Source organism: Olsenella sp. Marseille-P4559, from assembly GCF_900605015.1.
In the GTDB taxonomy this organism is placed as follows: Bacteria; Actinomycetota; Coriobacteriia; order Coriobacteriales; family Atopobiaceae; genus Tractidigestivibacter.
The window spans coordinates 97,122-112,469 of sequence record NZ_LR027574.1; the positions used below are offsets into that span (position 1 = coordinate 97,122).

Consider the following 15,348-nt stretch of genomic DNA (forward strand, 5'->3'; position numbering starts at 1 on the left):
TCCTAGCTCTCGGGTTGATAGTCGAGGAGTTCTGTTGCCGTTACTTCGTCCGTGACAAGGACGTTGAGGTAGTGGTGACGCAGTACGGCGCTGATTGCCGGCACCTTGACCGAGCCGCCCGCCACGCCCACGACGTTGCGCATCTTTTGGAGTGCCTCAAGGTCGGTGCTCACGACACGGCGCTCGATGTCGGTTGCGACGGGATTGCCATCGGCATCGATGAAGTGGTTGAGAACGTCACCCACGGCACCCTGCATCTTGAGCAGCGCGAAGTCGGTCTTGGAGAGGATGCCGTTGCGGATGATCGTAGCATCCTCGCTCATGCTGCCGATGCCCACGGCCGTCATATCGGCATGTAGCGTCATGCGGTAGACATCCTGGACCGATGGCTCGTGAAGCAGCGCGTCGCGTAGCTCTGGTGTGGAGAGGATGAGTGGCGAGGGGGTAAGGTAGAGGTGCATTGAGAACACCTCAGATCTCACCTTGGGTAGGTAGTAGCTCACTCCGCCCGTGAGGCTTGCCACGTTGATGTCAGAGCGGCGGTTCACGGCGAGGTTTTCCAAAATCATGCCCGTCATGTCGCCGTAGCCGATGTTGAGGAAGCCGTCTGCGCGCAGATGGTTGGCGATGTACATGGAGGCTGCGCTGGCGATGCTATTCGTGAGGTCGGCTGCGCGCGCCGGCGTGGGAATCACGAAGGCGTCACTCAGCCCAAAGCGGCCGACGAGGTCGCGCTCGATGACCATGCGCGACTGGTCCTCCTGGCGAAAGATGAAGTGGATGACGCCCTCGTTGCGGGCGCTCTCAAGCAGGCGTATGACCTTACCGCGCGAGATGCCCATGAGCTGCGAAATCTGTTGCTGCGTGTAGTTCTCCATGTAGTAGCACCAGGCCGCCTTGAGAACGAGTTCGTACTCGTTTCCGGTCTCTGCCATCGAGAGCCTCCTCCGATTGGTTTCAAGCTTCTCATGAGTCGCAAAGAACAGAACAAATGTCGAAGCTAATTACAAAAGTACAAATTTGATATAACGCGCGGATGGGGACATGTCAATCGAATCGCTTGGGAAATCCTGTGAGGGGTGGTCTGTGGCTGGTGAGTTGCCGTTTTGTTAGCCTCAACTACAAAGGTAATGTTAGACGATGAGGTGAAAGCATGACCCCCGGCCACCTCTGCCGGGAAACGGCTCCGTAAGCTGCGATATCTCCGTTCTGCTGATGACAGACGCTAAGGGCTGCTGGCAAATTGTGGCGAACAATCGTCTGACAAACATACAATTTACCGCTTATTGAACAAATCCTACCGTTCAGTCCCTAGGGGCTTTAGGGAGTGGTGACATGCGGATACCTTTGAATCGAAATCAGGCTCAAAAGTCGTGTGCGGGTTCATTTGTTTCAAGGGAGGGGAATCGAATGGACAACGAGACCCAGTCGTCACCCGCTGCGGGCAACGTCGACGCCCCCCGTGAGGTTGTCGAGGGCATCGAGGGACAAGCCAAGCTCCTGTCCGTCCGTGACATCTACAAGTCGTTCGGAGCGAACGCCGTTCTCAAGGGCATCAGCCTTGAGGTCGACCACGGAGAGGTCCTCGCGCTCATTGGCGGTAACGGTGCCGGCAAGTCCACGCTCATGAAAATCATCATGGGCATCTACTCGGCCGACAGCGGTGACGTCATCATCGGTGGCGACAAGGTTGACATCTCGAATCCGAAGGCAGCTCTTGCGCACAGCATCTACATGGTTCCACAGGAGCCCATGCTGTTCCCGAACATGACCGTTCGCGAGAACATCACGATTGGCTTCGAGGAGAAGGCCACCGTCTTGAATGAGCGTCTCGAGAATGTCATGAATCGGACGGGTTGGCACATGGACCTCGAGCGCAAAGCCATGACGCTGTCGATTGCCGAGCAGGGCATCGTTGAGGTCCTACGTGGACTCATGCGTAATCCCGAAGTGCTCATTCTCGATGAGCCCACCTCTGCTCTCACGTTCGATGAGGTACAGAGCCTGTTCAACTGTGTGCGCGAGCTGCAGAAGCAGAACATCGGCATCATCTACATCACGCACCGCCTGGCTGAGGTCTTCGAGCTCGCTACGAACGTCGCAATCCTGCGCGACGGCATCGTTGCCATGCAGGGCAAGGTTAGCGACTTCACGCGCGAGGATCTCGTGCGCGGCCTTCTTCCGCCCGATGCCTCCAGCATCTGCGTAGATGCCGCCTCCTCCGCGCGCGCTATCGACTACGACGCCTCGCCCATCTTAGAGCTCAAGGACTTCTCGGGCTATGGCTTCAAGGATATCAATCTCAAGGTGTATCCCGGCGAGATCGTGGGCATGGCCGGCGTCATCGGCGCGGGCCGCACCGAGATGGCCACGACCATTTTTGGCAGGGAGAAGCCGCTTGGCGGTAAGGTCCTGCTTGACGGTAAGGACATCACAGGCAAGAGCACCGCGGACATCATCAACGCCGGCATCAACTATGTGCCCGAGGACCGTTTCACAGACGCCCTGTTCCGTATTCGCGATGTCTCCGAGAATACGACGAGTTCGCTTCTGTGCGGCAAGCGCATGGGGGGCTTCCTGCTCAACTTCAAGAAGGAGGAGGAGACCTCCCAACGGTACGTGAACAGCTTTCGCACAAAGGTCACCGGCCTTGACCAGGAGGTCGGTGGCCTGTCCGGTGGCAATCAACAGAAGATCGTCATCGGCCGCACCTTTGCTTCCGTGCCGCGCCTGGTCATTCTCGACGAGCCAACACGTGGCATTGACGCTGCGGCTCGCGGCGACGTCTATGCCGTCCTCAACCAGCTTCGCGAGACGGGCGTTTCGATCCTTCTCATCTCCTCCGACATGGAGGAGGTCGTCGAGCTTGCCGATCGCGCGGTCGTCATGTTCCAAGGCCGCATCAACAGCGAGTTCAAGAAGGCCGACATCAAGCAGGACAACCTCATGTCCGCCGCGTTCGGTGTCGTGAAAGACAAGGGGGCGGTGCCGGCATGTGCCTAGCCTGCCAATTGGGTGGAATGTCTCTGTTCGCAAGCGATGCGAGGGAAGGGGTGTAATCGATGGAGAAAGTCAAGAAGCTTCTCAGGGCACGCGAACTCACGAGCGCGGTCTTTCTCATCATGCTGTTCGCCATCGTTGGCGCGATGAACCCAATGTTTCTTGATCCGTCTAACATCTCTGCCTGCTTCAACTCGTCCGTTGTCTATACGCTCGTTGCAGTTGGCATGGCATTTGTCCTGTTCATTGGTGAGATCGACGTCTCGGTTGGCGCAAACCTGGGTCTCACGGCCGCCGTCGTGGGCACGCTACTCAGGGATGGCCAGCCGCTTGCCCTTGCCATTGTCGTCGCCATCGTCATCGGCGCCGCAATCGGCCTCATCAACGGCTGGGGCGTGTGCATCATGGGTGCCCCCTCATTGATTTTCACGCTTGGCGTTAACGGTATCCTGCGTGGTCTCATCTACCTGTATACGAACGGTGCCTGGGTAGAGAACCTCCCCAAGGCGTTCAAGGATTTCGCCGCGGTGAACCTCATCGGATCGGTGTCAGTGTACTACTGCTGCATCATCGTGCTCGTCATCGCCATTCACCTTCTGCTCACCCGTACGCGCCAGGGCCGCTACTTCGTGGCCGTCGGGGATAACGCCCAGGGCGCCACGCTCGTCGGCCTGCCCACGCTCAAGACCAAGATAATCGCCTATGTGATTTGCGCGGTCATGGCCTCCGTCGGCGGCATCATCTTCGCAAGCCGCATCGGCTTCATCACCCCGATGAGCGGCAACGGCTACGAGATGAAGGCCATCGCGGCCTGCGTGCTCGGCGGCATCTCGCTCACCGGCGGCGTTGGCTCCGTGATTGGCTCTGCCATCGGCGCCGTTATCATGTCCTCCATCAGCTACCTGCTTGTGTTCATGGGCTTCTCATCCAACTACGACAACGCCATCACGGGCATCATCCTGCTCGTCATCGTTGTCATCGACGCTGTGCTCCAACACCGAAGCCTCATCAAGAACAAGCGCAATCGTCTGCTGGCCCGCGTCTCCCAGGACGCTCCGGCAGTTCAGGCCGATAAGGGCGGTGAGGCGTAATGGATAAGGCCAGGGAGCTTCTCAATCGAGGACAGGCTGGCTGGAATCTCGTCCTCATTGCCCTGCTCGTGCTCGAGTTTGTAATCTTTGGCACCGTGAACCCCAAGTTCCTTCGCCCACAGCTGCTCTTCACTGCAGTGAACGATAACCTTGCTGTGTTCATGCTTGCCCTGTTCGTCACGCTCGTCATGTGCACCGGAGGCATCGACATCCAGGTTGCCTCGCTCGTGGGCCTCACGTCAATCATCATCGGTGTGGCTTGGCAGGACTTTGGGTTCTCCATCTGGGGCGCCTGTGCCCTCGCGACTGTGGTTGTTTGCCTGTGTGGCGCACTCTCGGGCTTCTTTATCGCCTACTGCAGGGTGCAAGCGATGGTCATCACTCTGGGCGGCAGCTTCCTGTACTCCGGTGTTGCGCTTCTCGTCTCCACGCTTTCGAGCACTGCGTCCTATGAGTCCATCAGCGGCTTTCCTCCGGAGTTCAAGTTCATTGCGAACTACCAGATTGGTGGCGTCCTGCCGTTCCAGGTCCTCATCTATGGTGCAATGCTCGTAGTCGCTTTCGTCCTCTTGCACAAGACCAAGTACGGCCGCAAGGTCCTCCTCACTGGCGTAAATCAGTCAGCTGCCGAATACTCTGGGATTAACACCCGTCGCGTGATGATGTCCACCTATGTCCTGAGCGCACTGGCAGCTGCGATTGCCGGCATCGTGCTCACGGCGTACCTGGGGACCGCAAAGTCCGACCTCGGTGGCGACCTCACGATGGACATCATCACGGCCGTCGTCCTGGGTGGCACGCTCTCCACGGGTGGCAAGGGCTCGGTCATCGGTACGGCGCTTGCGTCCTTCGCCATTGCGCTGCTTCGCTTTGGTCTTCCCCTGTGCTTCAAGATTGGCACGCAGTATTTGGATATCCCGGTGGGCATCCTGCTCGTCGCGGTTATCATCGGGCGTTCTGCAGCGACTAATACGGGAATGGTCCCGTGGTTGCGCTCGCTATTCGCAAGGAAGGGTAACTCGGAGGCAAGTGCCCAGTAAGGGGCAAGGAAAAGGGAGGTTCGTTATGAAGAACATGACTCGTCGCGGATTCCTGAAGGCGGCTGGCGCTGGCGTAGCCGTCGCAGGCCTCGGCCTAGTTGGCTGTGGTGGCGGCTCTGGTTCCGCCGCTACGACCGCCGACGCGAGCGGCGGCGACGCCGCCGGTGGTGACGTTGCCGGCAAGACCGTTGCCTTCATCCCAAAGATCACGGGCAACGCCTTCTTCGAGTCCGCTAATGACGGTGCTCAGAAGTATGCCAAGGACTGGGGCTTCACGGTCGACTACATCGGCTCCTCCAGTGCCTCTGCTTCCGACCAGGTTGGCATCATCAACCAGGCCGTCGCCAATGGCGTCGACGCTCTCTGTATCTCCACGGTTGACGCCGCTGGCGTGTCCGACGCCCTGAAGAAGGCCACGGACTCTGGCATCGTCGTCGCCACGTGGGACTCCGACGCCCAGCCCGAGGACCGCACTCTCATGGTCTCCCAGGGCACACCCGAGATTCTCGGCCAGATGCTCATCGACATGTCCGTCGATGGCCTCAAGCAGCGCGGCAAGGATCCCAGCTCCGACAAGATTACCTATGCTTGGCACTACTCTCAGGCCACTGTTACCGACCAGAACTCCTGGCAGGTCGCTGCTGAGGCCATTATCAAGAAGGACTATCCCAACTGGGAGAACGTCCACCCCGACAACTACTACTCCAATCAGGACGCCGAGCAGGCCAAGACGGTCGGTGCCGCTGTCCTGAGTGCGTTCCCCGACATTGACCTCATCATCTGCAATGACTCCACGGCTCTTCCCGGCCAGCTCGCTGCTGCTGAGGCCGCCGGTTATGACCAGACCAAAATCACAATAACCGGCTTTGCCTCCCCGCAGTCCATCAAGGACTACTGCGCCAACGGCACCATCTACAATTGGGGCCTCTGGGACTGCGGCATCCAGGGCGCCATGGGCTGCTACGTCGCTGCTTACCTCGCCGCTGGGAACAAGGTCAAGGTTGGCGACACCATCTCCATCCCGAGCATCGGTGACGTCAAGGTCGAGGCCAACGACTCCATCTCTGAGGGTGCCAAGACTGGCGATGAGAACAACGGTGTCGTGCTGTTGCCCGAGCGTCTCGTCTTCACCAAGGATAATATGAATAACTACAACTTCTAAGCTATAGGCGCCTGCTTGTTACGGGGGGCGCCGCAAAGGCGCGGCGGCCCTCCTTGTTTCTGCGGGGTCGTTATGATTAACGCGATGCTCTTGCGCGAGACAGGGCAAAGTCGGAATCATCTCGGCATCGCCTCCGCTGGTCGTTCGCTTGGCGGCGACCGCATCCCTAGACCCCCATCACCATTACAGGAGTCTTCCCCAGGAGTGGGGAGGGCAAGTGGAAAGGATTCTGACACATGGCTGATTTGGATGATCTCAAGGTTGCCCACGACTATCACGTCGATGTGCCCTTCGCCAACGATAAAGGCTTCTACGTCAAGGGAGCCAACAGCCTTGACTGGGGCATGAAGAAGCACCTCTCCAACATCTTTAGCCCCAAGAGTGGCAATACCGTCATGTTTGCCTTCGATCACGGCTACTTCATGGGCGCCACAGCTGGCCTTGAGCGCCTCGATTTGCTCCTACCCAAGCTCGCCCCCTATGTGGACTGCTTCATGGGTACTCGCGGTGCCCTCCGCACCTGCGTGCCGCCCGAGATCACGAAGGCCATCGCTCTGCGCACCACCTCTGGCTCTTCTATGCTTCAGGGTGACCTCTCACATGAGGTTGTCGCTGTTGATATCGAAGACGCTATCCGCATGAACGCGGACTGCATGGCCTCCCAAGTCTTCATCGGTGCCGACGGCCAGCTGTCCTCCATCGACAACCTGAGCCGCACCATCAACGTCGGCATGCGCTACAGCATCCCGACGCTTGGCGTCTGTGCTGTGGGCAAGGATATGGAGCGCACACCGCGCTTCTTCAAGCTCGCTACGCGCATCATCGCCGAAATGGGCTGCCAGATGGTTAAGACCTACGACTGCGAGGACTTCGATGAGGTCGTGGCCGCCTGTCCCGTGCCCATCGTTGTTGCCGGCGGCAAGAAGCTCCCCGAGAAGGACGCCCTGCACCTCGCCTACGACGTCATCTGCAAGGGTGCCCGCGGCGTTGACATGGGCCGTAATATCTTCCAGTCCACACACCCCATCGAGATGGCCCAGTGTGTCAACAAGATTGTGCACGAGGGTATGACTGACGTCGAGGCTTGGGAGATGTTCCAGGACATTGCCAAGTAGAGACGGGCTCCAGCGGAGCTTCCGCATCAGGACGGCACACGAATGCCGCTCATCCACATAACGCATCACATGGCCCACGCCCGTCTTGGGTGTGCCGTCTCCCGCGTCCAGAGTCCAGTTCCCCCTTCCACTGGCTCTGGACGCATTTGTATGCTCGTGCGGTCGATAGGGGGCAACATGGGCGAAACAGCTTCCAAGGAGGGCTCCATGACCGGTGAGGACTACTGCGCATGGTGCTTGTCGATGCCCGTCTCGCCGCCGAGGAGAGCGAGGTGCCCATCGGTACCGCTGTCGTGTGTGATGGCAAGGCCGTCGCCCGTGCGCGTAGCGGGCGCGGGACGAAGCGGAGCCCTTCCGCCCGTGCGGGGTTTTCGGCGACCGGCTTCTTGTGGGTCTGGCCGTAGCCTTCGATAGGTCGGCATCGTTGATGTTGGTCTCGCCGATTCAGACATGGACGCGCAGTACGATTCGCTCCTGGTAACCGCCCGCGACGGCGAACAGGTGGTGCTACTCCCAGGCGGTGTGGTAGCTGGTGCGGCAGGCCCCGTGCATGCGTCGAGCGGTACGGAGAACAGCGCGAGCCTGATGAAGAACACCCAGGAGGCGATTGGCTGCTTGCAGTTCCGAGCACCGTGCCGGTCAGCGATGTGAAGCGCGCCCCGCAGTGCGGGCACCTCCACCGCTGCACGTCGGACGGCTCCCGCCCATCCCTCCGGGGGGAACTTCGAGCCGCACTGTGTTTGATAGCCTTGATGTTGCGGGTTGGGCCTGGTGCCGACGTACCAAGCGGTGACGTTTGGAGGGCAGGATCTACAGCAAGGGGGGAGAAGACCAGGGCAGCCAAGCCCTACATCAGGCACGGCCTCAAGGCCACGGCGCCATGCGGGAGCTCGGGTACCCCGGCCGCGTTCGGCTGGCCGGCTGGTGCGGAGAGTGGCAAGACGGCGGGGACGAGACCATGGGCATGGCCTTAAGCGCTGCACGACAAGACAGAGGAAGGCCGCAGCCAGGCGCTGCCTCGCCCACGGGGGGGCGCAGCGCCCCCACCAGGCGTGGGCTCGGGCATCCCAGGCGCACATCGCCTCTCGCGCGCCGTTGGCCAGGTCCCAATGCAGCAATATTCCATCATGGATCTGCGCCAGAGGTTCGGCATTCTGGACGACGTGCCCGACAGCCAGGTGAAGGATTGGCTTCTGCTCGACTACTATGCGAGCCAAGACAACCACAGCCCTAGCCACTGGCCTTGGTCATGGAATAAGGACACGTACGACGAGCACGAGGATCCCGATGAACAGCACAGTGAGGGTATGAACACCTTTGACGAGCGGTATCGCCTTCATCGTTGGCTTGAGGGGTATGATATCGATGCCAGCGTTTCGCTTGTCCGTCCGGTGAACATCCTTGGGGGCATGGACGCGATGAAAGACGACCAGCGCAAGGGGAAGCACGTCATCCTCAACATGCCTCGCACGGAGTTCTGCCATGAAGACGGAAGTGTGTGTTTCGATGCCGATAGGGGGCATGCTGTTACGGTCATTGGCATCGACGCGCGAGGCCGGATCATCGTCTCCTCCTGGGGGCAGCGGCTGTACGTGTGGCCGAGCGACTTCGGCCCGCTCGGCCTGATATACGAGACGGTGGACTATGGTGAGTAGCCAGCTGACGCGTCGGGGTGTAATCAGGCTGGCGGTGTCGCTCGGCGCTGCGGCAGTCTGTGCGGGTAGCGTATGGTTCGCCACCACCGGGGGGCCGATGACCGAGGAACAGAAGAGCCTGCTTAACGGCTTCAAGCACCTGAGGAAGTTGCAGGACTACGACTACGACTTCAAGCTCGCGAAGTCCAAGGGCATCTGCTCGAGGGACGACGGGCCGGACCTGGGCTACATCGAGCTCCAGGGGAAGTACGACCGGGCCCTGTCGCTCTTCCTCGGGCAGACGCTCGACATGCAGAGCCTCGATGCCGAGCTCGAGGCGAAAGGGATTCCAGGCTACAACGTGCGTCCCGATGACCCTGCCGGCACCATGTGGGAATGGTTCCGCAGCCGCTCGCACCTCTCCTCCCCCTATCTCTACCTGAGGAGCAACCTGCGCATCGAGCGCCTATCGGAGGAGGACATAGAGGCTCTGCGCACCGAATCGCTCGACACGGACGAGGGCAGGCAGGCGCTCGCTGTCCTCGCGGCGCGCACCTACCAGGAGCTCACGAGCTACGAGGGGGAGCACGGCTCCTGGACCCTTGGGGATGGCATCCACACCGTGCTGTACTGCGACCTCGGTAGCCACAATCCCACAGATCCCGGCAATAACCCCGCTCCGGCCGAGAGCCTCGTCCTGTGGCTCACTTTCAAAGACGAGACGCTGCGCGACATGTCGCGCAGCGTGGAGGAGAGGAACGACATTTACGACAGAAACCTGGACTGGCGCTTCTACATCCAGAACGAGGTCATCCCTGCCTACGAGAAGAAGTTTTCCGACATCTTGGGCTATCCGGTGAAGATATTCCTGCATGACAACCCCATGACCAAGGAGGAGCACGACGAGTTCGAGAGGGAGCTTGCCGGCAACTAGCGACGCACGAGCGGGAACGGAGGGACCTCATGGCAGAGGGGACCATACGCACCAGCGAGGCGGCGTCGGCCAGGCTCGCCGAGCTCGTCGAGGCGGACGCGAAGGCGGCCGTCGCCGCAGACGGCGCGCTCCACGTGGCGGATGGCATACGCGCGCGGACGCTCTAGGGGCACCGATGAACAGAGTGGAGTACGAGCGCAGGCGGGAGGCCATCGGCCGGCAGGGTGCGGCACGGCGCGGCGCGCTGGAGCGCGAGCCCGGCGCCATGCGCGACGAGGACAAGAGACTTGCCGAGCGCGTGGAGGAGGCCGCGTCCCTCACGAGCCAGGATCTCTTCGGCGTGAGCGAGCGCGTCGCCTCCGGGCTGCTCCCCGCCTCCCTCATGGCAAAGGCCGATGCCGCGGCTGCCCAACTGAGATGGTTCCAGGGCGTTGCCGAGGACGAGGGGCGCAGTCGCGACATACGACGCCGCGAGGTGGAGAATCGCCTGCAGGAGGCCATCGACGACTGTCGCGTACGGCTCGCCCGACTGGATGACGAGTTCTCCAGGGGACGCTGCGAGGGGATGTAGCGGCGGCGGCTTAGCTCCAGCCGTGGTTCATCGTTTTTCCTGAAGCCAGTCTGGCGTTTCCGCAGGTCATCGGATGCTTGATTCAGAAAAGCGATGAACTGCATGAGCGGCGAGCGCTGTGGCCACTTGGGTTTGAGGTCCCATAGGGCCATCCCATTTCACGAATTGACGGTTGGTGGCAGTTTTCCGGGGGCGCCTCAAGTATCAAGTGGTTCAGGCCTTGATGAAGTGCCGGTCAGCGATTTACTACCTTGCCGCTCTCACATCAAGGATTTTCCCAGAACTGCCACCAACCGTCATTCGTAATTGGCGACTTATCATTGGGGAACTCGCTGACGTAGGCGCAGCAATGGAGCGTGTGGGTGCTGTACGGTCAGGCCTGAGAAACACTGCTTTAGCCATGGTGGCTAGGTGACGTTCGTACCCTTGAAGGTCGTTGCAGCGGGGAGCCAAGGCATATGCGCGCGACTCAGTACCTAATCAGTTGCAAAGACAACATACCTTCTTTGCGTATCGCGCCATCCTATCTCTGATTGCCGAGCGAAAGGAGCAGTGCTCATGAACGAAACAGCGGGCCACGTATTTGACATCGCAGCAGATAATCCGCCGGTTGCAGGTTGTACCGTGTCGCGTCCGGTGTGGGTGGCGGGCGGCAACGGGCTTTCGTACTTCAGCCTCGGTGCCGGTACCGACATCAGCGCGGAGCTCTATGGCTATCATCGGCTTGAGCTGGTCGTTGCCGGCGAGGCCCAGATGACGGGCCACACATCTGCTATCGTTTGCACCGGCCAGGTCGTGGCTACTCCCACAGATGTCCCGGTGGGAGTGCGTGCCGAGAAGGATACTGTCTACGTCGAGGTTTCGCTCGAGAAGGGTACAACCATGAACAGCGTGATCAAGCCAGGCGAGGCGTTCACCCTCAAAGACCTCATCCCTTACCAGGACGGTCGCATCGTAAACATGGACCTGGCGCACAACGACAGCATGAAGTTCGTGCTGATGAGCTTTGACGCCGGCACTGGCCTTTCGGAGCACGCCGCTCCCGGCGATGCTCTGGTGTTCGCACTGGAGGGCGAGGCCACCATCACCTACGAGGGCGTCGAGAACGTTGTCCGTGCTGGTCAGACCTTCAAGTTTGACGCCGGTGGCCACCATGCCGTGCGTGCCGACAAGCAATTCAAGATGGCGCTGCTGGTCACACTGGCCTAGCGCTTCCTCAGCAGACTTGCAGGGGACCTCGACAGTCCGACAAGGGCACACGGCCGGCGCTGCCCTCACTCCGGGATCGGTATCAGCACGTTCACGTGGAACACGTCGTCGTCGTGGCTGAAGGTCACGGAACCGCCGTACTTCTCGGCAACGTCTCGCATGGAGCGCGAGCCAAGCCCGTGGCCGGTGGGGTCGGCGGCCGTGGTCTTGGGCAGTCCGTCGACCATCGTCACGTTGCCGTCGAAGTAGTTGGTCACGTTGAGTGTGAGCATCCCGCCCGTGCGCCGAGCCACCAGGCCAATGGCGCGCCTGTTGGGGTCGGGGAGCTTGCGTATGGCGTCCAGCGAGTTGTCGAGGGCGTTTCCCACCAACGAATAGATGTCGACAGGGTCCATGAATGACAGTGCCGAGCCGTCGGCGATGCACGAGAGCGTGGCTCCCTCGCGCTCGCACACAAGGCCTTTCACAAGGAGGAGTGCGTCCAGAGCGTCGTTTCCGGTCTTCAGCCTAAGCTCTGGCATGCGTGCCTCGCCCGCCAGCTCCTCGAGCTTCGCGGCGTTTGCCCCGCCTTCTCGCGCCGCCGCACGCACGCGGCAGCGCAGCGCCTCCACGCGTGCGTTTACAGCCTCTACGCTCTCGCGCATGAGCGTGTAGTGGGCCTCCTGGTCGGCATCCATGCGTTTCAAGGCTGCCATGTCAGACTCGAGCTGGCGCGAGTAGAGCATCTCAAACTCGAGTGCCAGCGCGAAGACGCAGATCACGTCGTGTACGGCGCGCAGCACCATCACGAGTGGTACGGGAATGCCGGCAATCAGCAGGTACTTGTTCTCCATGTCAAAGACGATGGCGATGAGCACCACCAGCGCAAGCACCAGAAGGATCTTTTTGTTCTCGATTTCTACCAGGCCGTTCTTATGGATGGGCCGCACAAAGAACCAGTAGCACACCGGGTAGACCACGGCCATTCCCAAAAGGTTGAGCGGCAAGAACAAGGGGCTGGCCATGTTGGTTCCCGTGCCCTCGGCAAGAAGAAACGCCGAGTAGGTCACGCAACTCGCGAGGTTCTGGATGATGTATCCCGCCGTTGCGCAGAAGAGCGCCGTCCAGATGGACACCTCAAAGCAAAGGACCAGCGTCCCAACGATGAGCGCCAGCATTGCCACAAAGTCCAGCGCCTCGGCCACAAACGAGACCGTTCGCGACGAGAAGACCGAGACGACGAGCGAGTTCCTATAGAGCGCAAACGAGACGAACGCCATGGCCACGCAGGACGCAACTCCGCGCAACGCGAAGAGACTGCGCTTGGGAAGCAGGGCCGCAAACATCCCTACAGCTATCACGAGCTGCGTGGATATGGTTGCGGTCAGGATGAGGGCCGACCTTGTCATGATGGCTGCGATGGTCGTGCTCACGCGTGCGCCGCCTCCCCCTTAGCCGGGATTGGGATGAGAACATCCAGCCTAAAGAGGTCGCCGTCAGTGCTCGTGGTGATCGAGCCGCCGTAGCGCTCTGCGACGGCACGCATGTGACGCGCGCCATAGCCGCGGGCGTCTTGGCGCGTCTGTGCAAGTGGCAGTCCGTTCGAGACCCGAACGTCTCCTTGGAAATAGTTCTCCACGTGCGCGCTCACCATGCCGCCGGTGCTTCTCACAGAGAGGTCGATCACGCGCTTCTCGGGGTCATCGAGCTTCTCGACGGCCTCTATTGCGTTGTCGACGGCGTCGCCAAAGAGCGAGTAGATGTCTGTGGGTGCCATGAAGGAGAGCGCGTCGCCATCGACCACGCAGCCAAGAGCGATGCCCCCGCGCTCGCACACCAGGCCCTTCTCGGTGAGCACGGTGTCGAGGGCCACGTTTCCGGTCTTCACGGCGGCATCGTAGACGCTTAGCCGACGCTCCAGGTCTGCAAGGGCGTCGGCGCCCACAAAGCCCAGCGACTCGAGGTCGCGCAGCTGGTGGCGAATGTCATGCATGCGCATGTTGATGGCCTGTGCGTTGGCGCATGACGCCGCAAGGTCCTTGGCATCGTCGGCACGCGCACGCTCCATGGCGGCAATGCTCGTGCGCAGGCTTCTCGTGTAGAGCAGCTCGAACTCCACGGTAAGCATGAACACGCAGGAGATGCCGTGGATGAGGCGTAGAAGCACCACGTCCATCCCGCCTGCGCCAAGTGCGGGCAATGACTTGTTTACCAGGTCAAAGGCAATGACCACGAGAATAACCGCCGCCACGACCACAAGCATGGCGTGGTCTTCGACGTCTGCCAGGCGGTGGCGTCTCACCGGCAGGGCGAAGGCCAGGTAGCCCAGGACGTAGATGATGCAGGTGACGGCTGCCGCCTGCGCCAGGTAGAGTGGGGCAGGGGGCTCTCCCATCACAAAGACGATAAGGCCCTCGGTGCCGCTCGCGAGGTTTTGCAGGGTGTATCCCGCGGTGGCAAAGAAGAGCGCCACCCAGACCGAGGCGTCGAAGAGGGCGAGCAGCAACGGTACGGCCAGCACGAGCACAATCGAGAAGAGCAGGAACTCCCCAAGGACTCGCGTGGGACCCACGCTTGAAGACATGCCGGTGGCATTGGACGCGCCAACCGCCACAAGCGTGAGGGCAACTCCCACTATGGTCAGGCTGACAAGACGAGCCCAGAAGTGGGGGCGCTTGGGAAGCGGCCAGGCAAAAAGGAGCATGGCCACCGCAATCTGCGTTGCAGTCCCGAGCGAGCTTGCCGCAAGGGTGGCGTCCATTAGATGGATCCGCCCAGGTACTTGGCTATCTCGTCAATGGCGGGACGACGTCGCGACCGGCTGAAGAAGTACGTCTCGCCCGTGGTGGTGCGCACCTCGGACCCGGTTACGGTGCGTACGTATGCCATGTTGAGCAGGCAGCTGTTCGAGATGCGCACAAAGGGGGCCTGTGAGAGCCCCTCCTCCGTCTTGGAGAGGCTCCCGCGCACCACGTAGGTCTGGCCGTTGGATAGGTGATAGACCAGACTGTGGTTGGAGACCTCGACGGCCACCAGCTCGGCGGCAGGTATGACGCGCAGGCCGTCGTGGGAGGTCACCACCACGTTTGTGCCGGAGCTTCTCCTCAGGATGCGCATCGCCTTGTCCATGCGCATCCTGAAGTTGTAGTACGAGACGGGCTTCACCACAAAGTCCAGGGCATCCACCTCGTAGCCACGCGCCGCGTACTGGGCGAGGTTGGTTACAAAGATGATGGGTGTCTCGGAGTCGTAGGTGCGGATGAGCGTTGCCGCCTCCATGCCGTTGATGCCGGGAAGCCCAATGTCCATGAAGATGAGGTCGAACTTCGCGTCGCCCGCGGTTGCGCCCAGGGCAGACTTCTCCCAGCTCACCTGGAACTCCACGCCGTTCTCGCGCGCGTAGCGCTCGAGGCTGTGGCGAAGCGTCTCAGCCTCTCGCTCGTCGTCCTCAACCATGAGTATGCGATACATGAATGTCCTCCATTCCCATGAAATATGGTACGCGAAGGCGGGCGAGCGTGCGAGGTGCTTGGATTCCAGGTTGTTTTGGCCGTCCATGCGCCTGTGGTTCTCGACCCTTGCGTTGGCCGGCAGTGCGCCCGCGCGGGGCCGC

General features: G+C 60.8%; 15 protein-coding genes. 11 read left to right on the forward strand and 4 right to left on the reverse strand.

Annotation, left to right across the window (positions count from 1 at the left end; all coding sequences use genetic code 11):
- Positions 1-2: 2 nt before the first annotated feature.
- Positions 3-935, reverse strand: coding sequence for a sugar-binding transcriptional regulator (locus tag E0E00_RS06640; RefSeq protein ID WP_130811769.1), 933 nt, complete (start codon positions 933-935; stop codon positions 3-5).
- A 475-nt stretch (positions 936-1,410) separates the two neighbouring features.
- Between E0E00_RS06640 and E0E00_RS06645 the strand changes: the two genes are divergently transcribed.
- From E0E00_RS06645 to E0E00_RS06685, 11 genes are all read left to right on the forward strand, one after another.
- On the forward strand, positions 1,411-3,003 hold the full coding sequence (locus tag E0E00_RS06645) for a sugar ABC transporter ATP-binding protein (RefSeq protein WP_130811770.1): 1,593 nt from the start codon (positions 1,411-1,413) through the stop codon (positions 3,001-3,003).
- Between the two features lie 59 nt (positions 3,004-3,062).
- Positions 3,063-4,091 (forward strand): ABC transporter permease, encoded by a 1,029-nt coding sequence (locus E0E00_RS06650; RefSeq protein WP_130811771.1) that lies wholly within the window; start codon positions 3,063-3,065, stop codon positions 4,089-4,091.
- A complete protein-coding gene (locus E0E00_RS06655; protein WP_130811772.1) occupies positions 4,091-5,131 on the forward strand; it encodes an ABC transporter permease in 1,041 nt (346 codons plus the stop codon). The genes E0E00_RS06650 and E0E00_RS06655 overlap by 1 nt, the downstream gene beginning before the upstream one ends.
- 25 nt (positions 5,132-5,156) lie before the next feature.
- Positions 5,157-6,293 carry a substrate-binding domain-containing protein gene (locus E0E00_RS06660; RefSeq protein ID WP_130811773.1) on the forward strand — a complete coding sequence of 379 codons (1,137 nt, stop codon included), beginning with the start codon at positions 5,157-5,159 and terminating at the stop codon, positions 6,291-6,293.
- Positions 6,294-6,529: 236 nt separating this feature from the next.
- Positions 6,530-7,408, forward strand: coding sequence for a 3-hydroxy-5-phosphonooxypentane-2,4-dione thiolase (gene lsrF, locus E0E00_RS06665; protein WP_130811774.1), 879 nt, complete (start codon positions 6,530-6,532; stop codon positions 7,406-7,408).
- Positions 7,409-7,638: 230 nt separating this feature from the next.
- Entirely contained in the window at positions 7,639-7,812 is a 174-nt protein-coding gene (locus tag E0E00_RS14350) for a hypothetical protein (protein WP_165443589.1), read from the forward strand.
- A gap of 723 nt (positions 7,813-8,535) precedes the next feature.
- On the forward strand, positions 8,536-9,063 hold the full coding sequence (locus tag E0E00_RS06670) for a hypothetical protein (protein WP_130811775.1): 528 nt from the start codon (positions 8,536-8,538) through the stop codon (positions 9,061-9,063).
- A 97-nt stretch (positions 9,064-9,160) separates the two neighbouring features.
- Positions 9,161-9,976 (forward strand): hypothetical protein, encoded by an 816-nt coding sequence (locus E0E00_RS06675; RefSeq protein ID WP_130811776.1) that lies wholly within the window; start codon positions 9,161-9,163, stop codon positions 9,974-9,976.
- Positions 9,977-10,005: 29 nt separating this feature from the next.
- Positions 10,006-10,143 (forward strand): hypothetical protein, encoded by a 138-nt coding sequence (locus E0E00_RS14355; protein WP_165443590.1) that lies wholly within the window; start codon positions 10,006-10,008, stop codon positions 10,141-10,143.
- Between the two features lie 8 nt (positions 10,144-10,151).
- Complete coding sequence (locus E0E00_RS06680) at positions 10,152-10,547, forward strand: hypothetical protein (RefSeq protein ID WP_130811777.1); 396 nt, start codon at positions 10,152-10,154, stop codon at positions 10,545-10,547.
- A 558-nt stretch (positions 10,548-11,105) separates the two neighbouring features.
- A complete protein-coding gene (locus tag E0E00_RS06685) occupies positions 11,106-11,756 on the forward strand; it encodes a cupin domain-containing protein (RefSeq protein ID WP_130811778.1) in 651 nt (216 codons plus the stop codon).
- Between the two features lie 65 nt (positions 11,757-11,821).
- Here the strand turns inward: E0E00_RS06685 and E0E00_RS06690 are convergent, their stop codons facing one another.
- The 3 genes from E0E00_RS06690 to E0E00_RS06700 are packed head-to-tail and all read right to left on the reverse strand — an operon-like array spanning position 11,822 to position 15,206.
- The gene (locus E0E00_RS06690; RefSeq protein WP_130811779.1) at positions 11,822-13,168 is read right to left on the reverse strand and encodes an ATP-binding protein; all 1,347 of its coding nucleotides are present in this window, start codon (positions 13,166-13,168) and stop codon (positions 11,822-11,824) included.
- Positions 13,165-14,496, reverse strand: coding sequence for an ATP-binding protein (locus E0E00_RS06695; protein WP_130811780.1), 1,332 nt, complete (start codon positions 14,494-14,496; stop codon positions 13,165-13,167). Before E0E00_RS06695 ends, E0E00_RS06690 begins: the two co-directional genes overlap by 4 nt.
- Positions 14,496-15,206, reverse strand: coding sequence for a LytTR family DNA-binding domain-containing protein (locus E0E00_RS06700; protein ID WP_165443591.1), 711 nt, complete (start codon positions 15,204-15,206; stop codon positions 14,496-14,498). Before E0E00_RS06700 ends, E0E00_RS06695 begins: the two co-directional genes overlap by 1 nt.
- Between the last annotated feature and the right edge of the window lie 142 nt (positions 15,207-15,348).

Bases quoted from the DNA above. Each gene is read 5' to 3' on its own strand.
- E0E00_RS14355 (WP_165443590.1), top strand. From the start codon at position 10,006: ATGGCAGAGGGGACCATACGCACCAGCGAGGCGGCGTCGGCCAGGCTC.
- E0E00_RS06670 (WP_130811775.1), top strand. From the start codon at position 8,536: ATGGATCTGCGCCAGAGGTTCGGCATTCTGGACGACGTGCCCGACAGC.
- E0E00_RS06675 (WP_130811776.1), top strand. From the start codon at position 9,161: ATGACCGAGGAACAGAAGAGCCTGCTTAACGGCTTCAAGCACCTGAGG.
- E0E00_RS06650 (WP_130811771.1), top strand. From the start codon at position 3,063: ATGGAGAAAGTCAAGAAGCTTCTCAGGGCACGCGAACTCACGAGCGCG.
- E0E00_RS06645 (WP_130811770.1), top strand. From the start codon at position 1,411: ATGGACAACGAGACCCAGTCGTCACCCGCTGCGGGCAACGTCGACGCC.
- E0E00_RS06680 (WP_130811777.1), top strand. From the start codon at position 10,152: ATGAACAGAGTGGAGTACGAGCGCAGGCGGGAGGCCATCGGCCGGCAG.
- E0E00_RS06640 (WP_130811769.1), bottom strand. From the start codon at position 935: ATGGCAGAGACCGGAAACGAGTACGAACTCGTTCTCAAGGCGGCCTGG.
- E0E00_RS06655 (WP_130811772.1), top strand. From the start codon at position 4,091: ATGGATAAGGCCAGGGAGCTTCTCAATCGAGGACAGGCTGGCTGGAAT.
- E0E00_RS14350 (WP_165443589.1), top strand. From the start codon at position 7,639: ATGGTGCTTGTCGATGCCCGTCTCGCCGCCGAGGAGAGCGAGGTGCCC.
- E0E00_RS06700 (WP_165443591.1), bottom strand. From the start codon at position 15,206: ATGTATCGCATACTCATGGTTGAGGACGACGAGCGAGAGGCTGAGACG.
- lsrF (WP_130811774.1), top strand. From the start codon at position 6,530: ATGGCTGATTTGGATGATCTCAAGGTTGCCCACGACTATCACGTCGAT.
- E0E00_RS06685 (WP_130811778.1), top strand. From the start codon at position 11,106: ATGAACGAAACAGCGGGCCACGTATTTGACATCGCAGCAGATAATCCG.
- E0E00_RS06695 (WP_130811780.1), bottom strand. From the start codon at position 14,496: ATGGACGCCACCCTTGCGGCAAGCTCGCTCGGGACTGCAACGCAGATT.
- E0E00_RS06660 (WP_130811773.1), top strand. From the start codon at position 5,157: ATGAAGAACATGACTCGTCGCGGATTCCTGAAGGCGGCTGGCGCTGGC.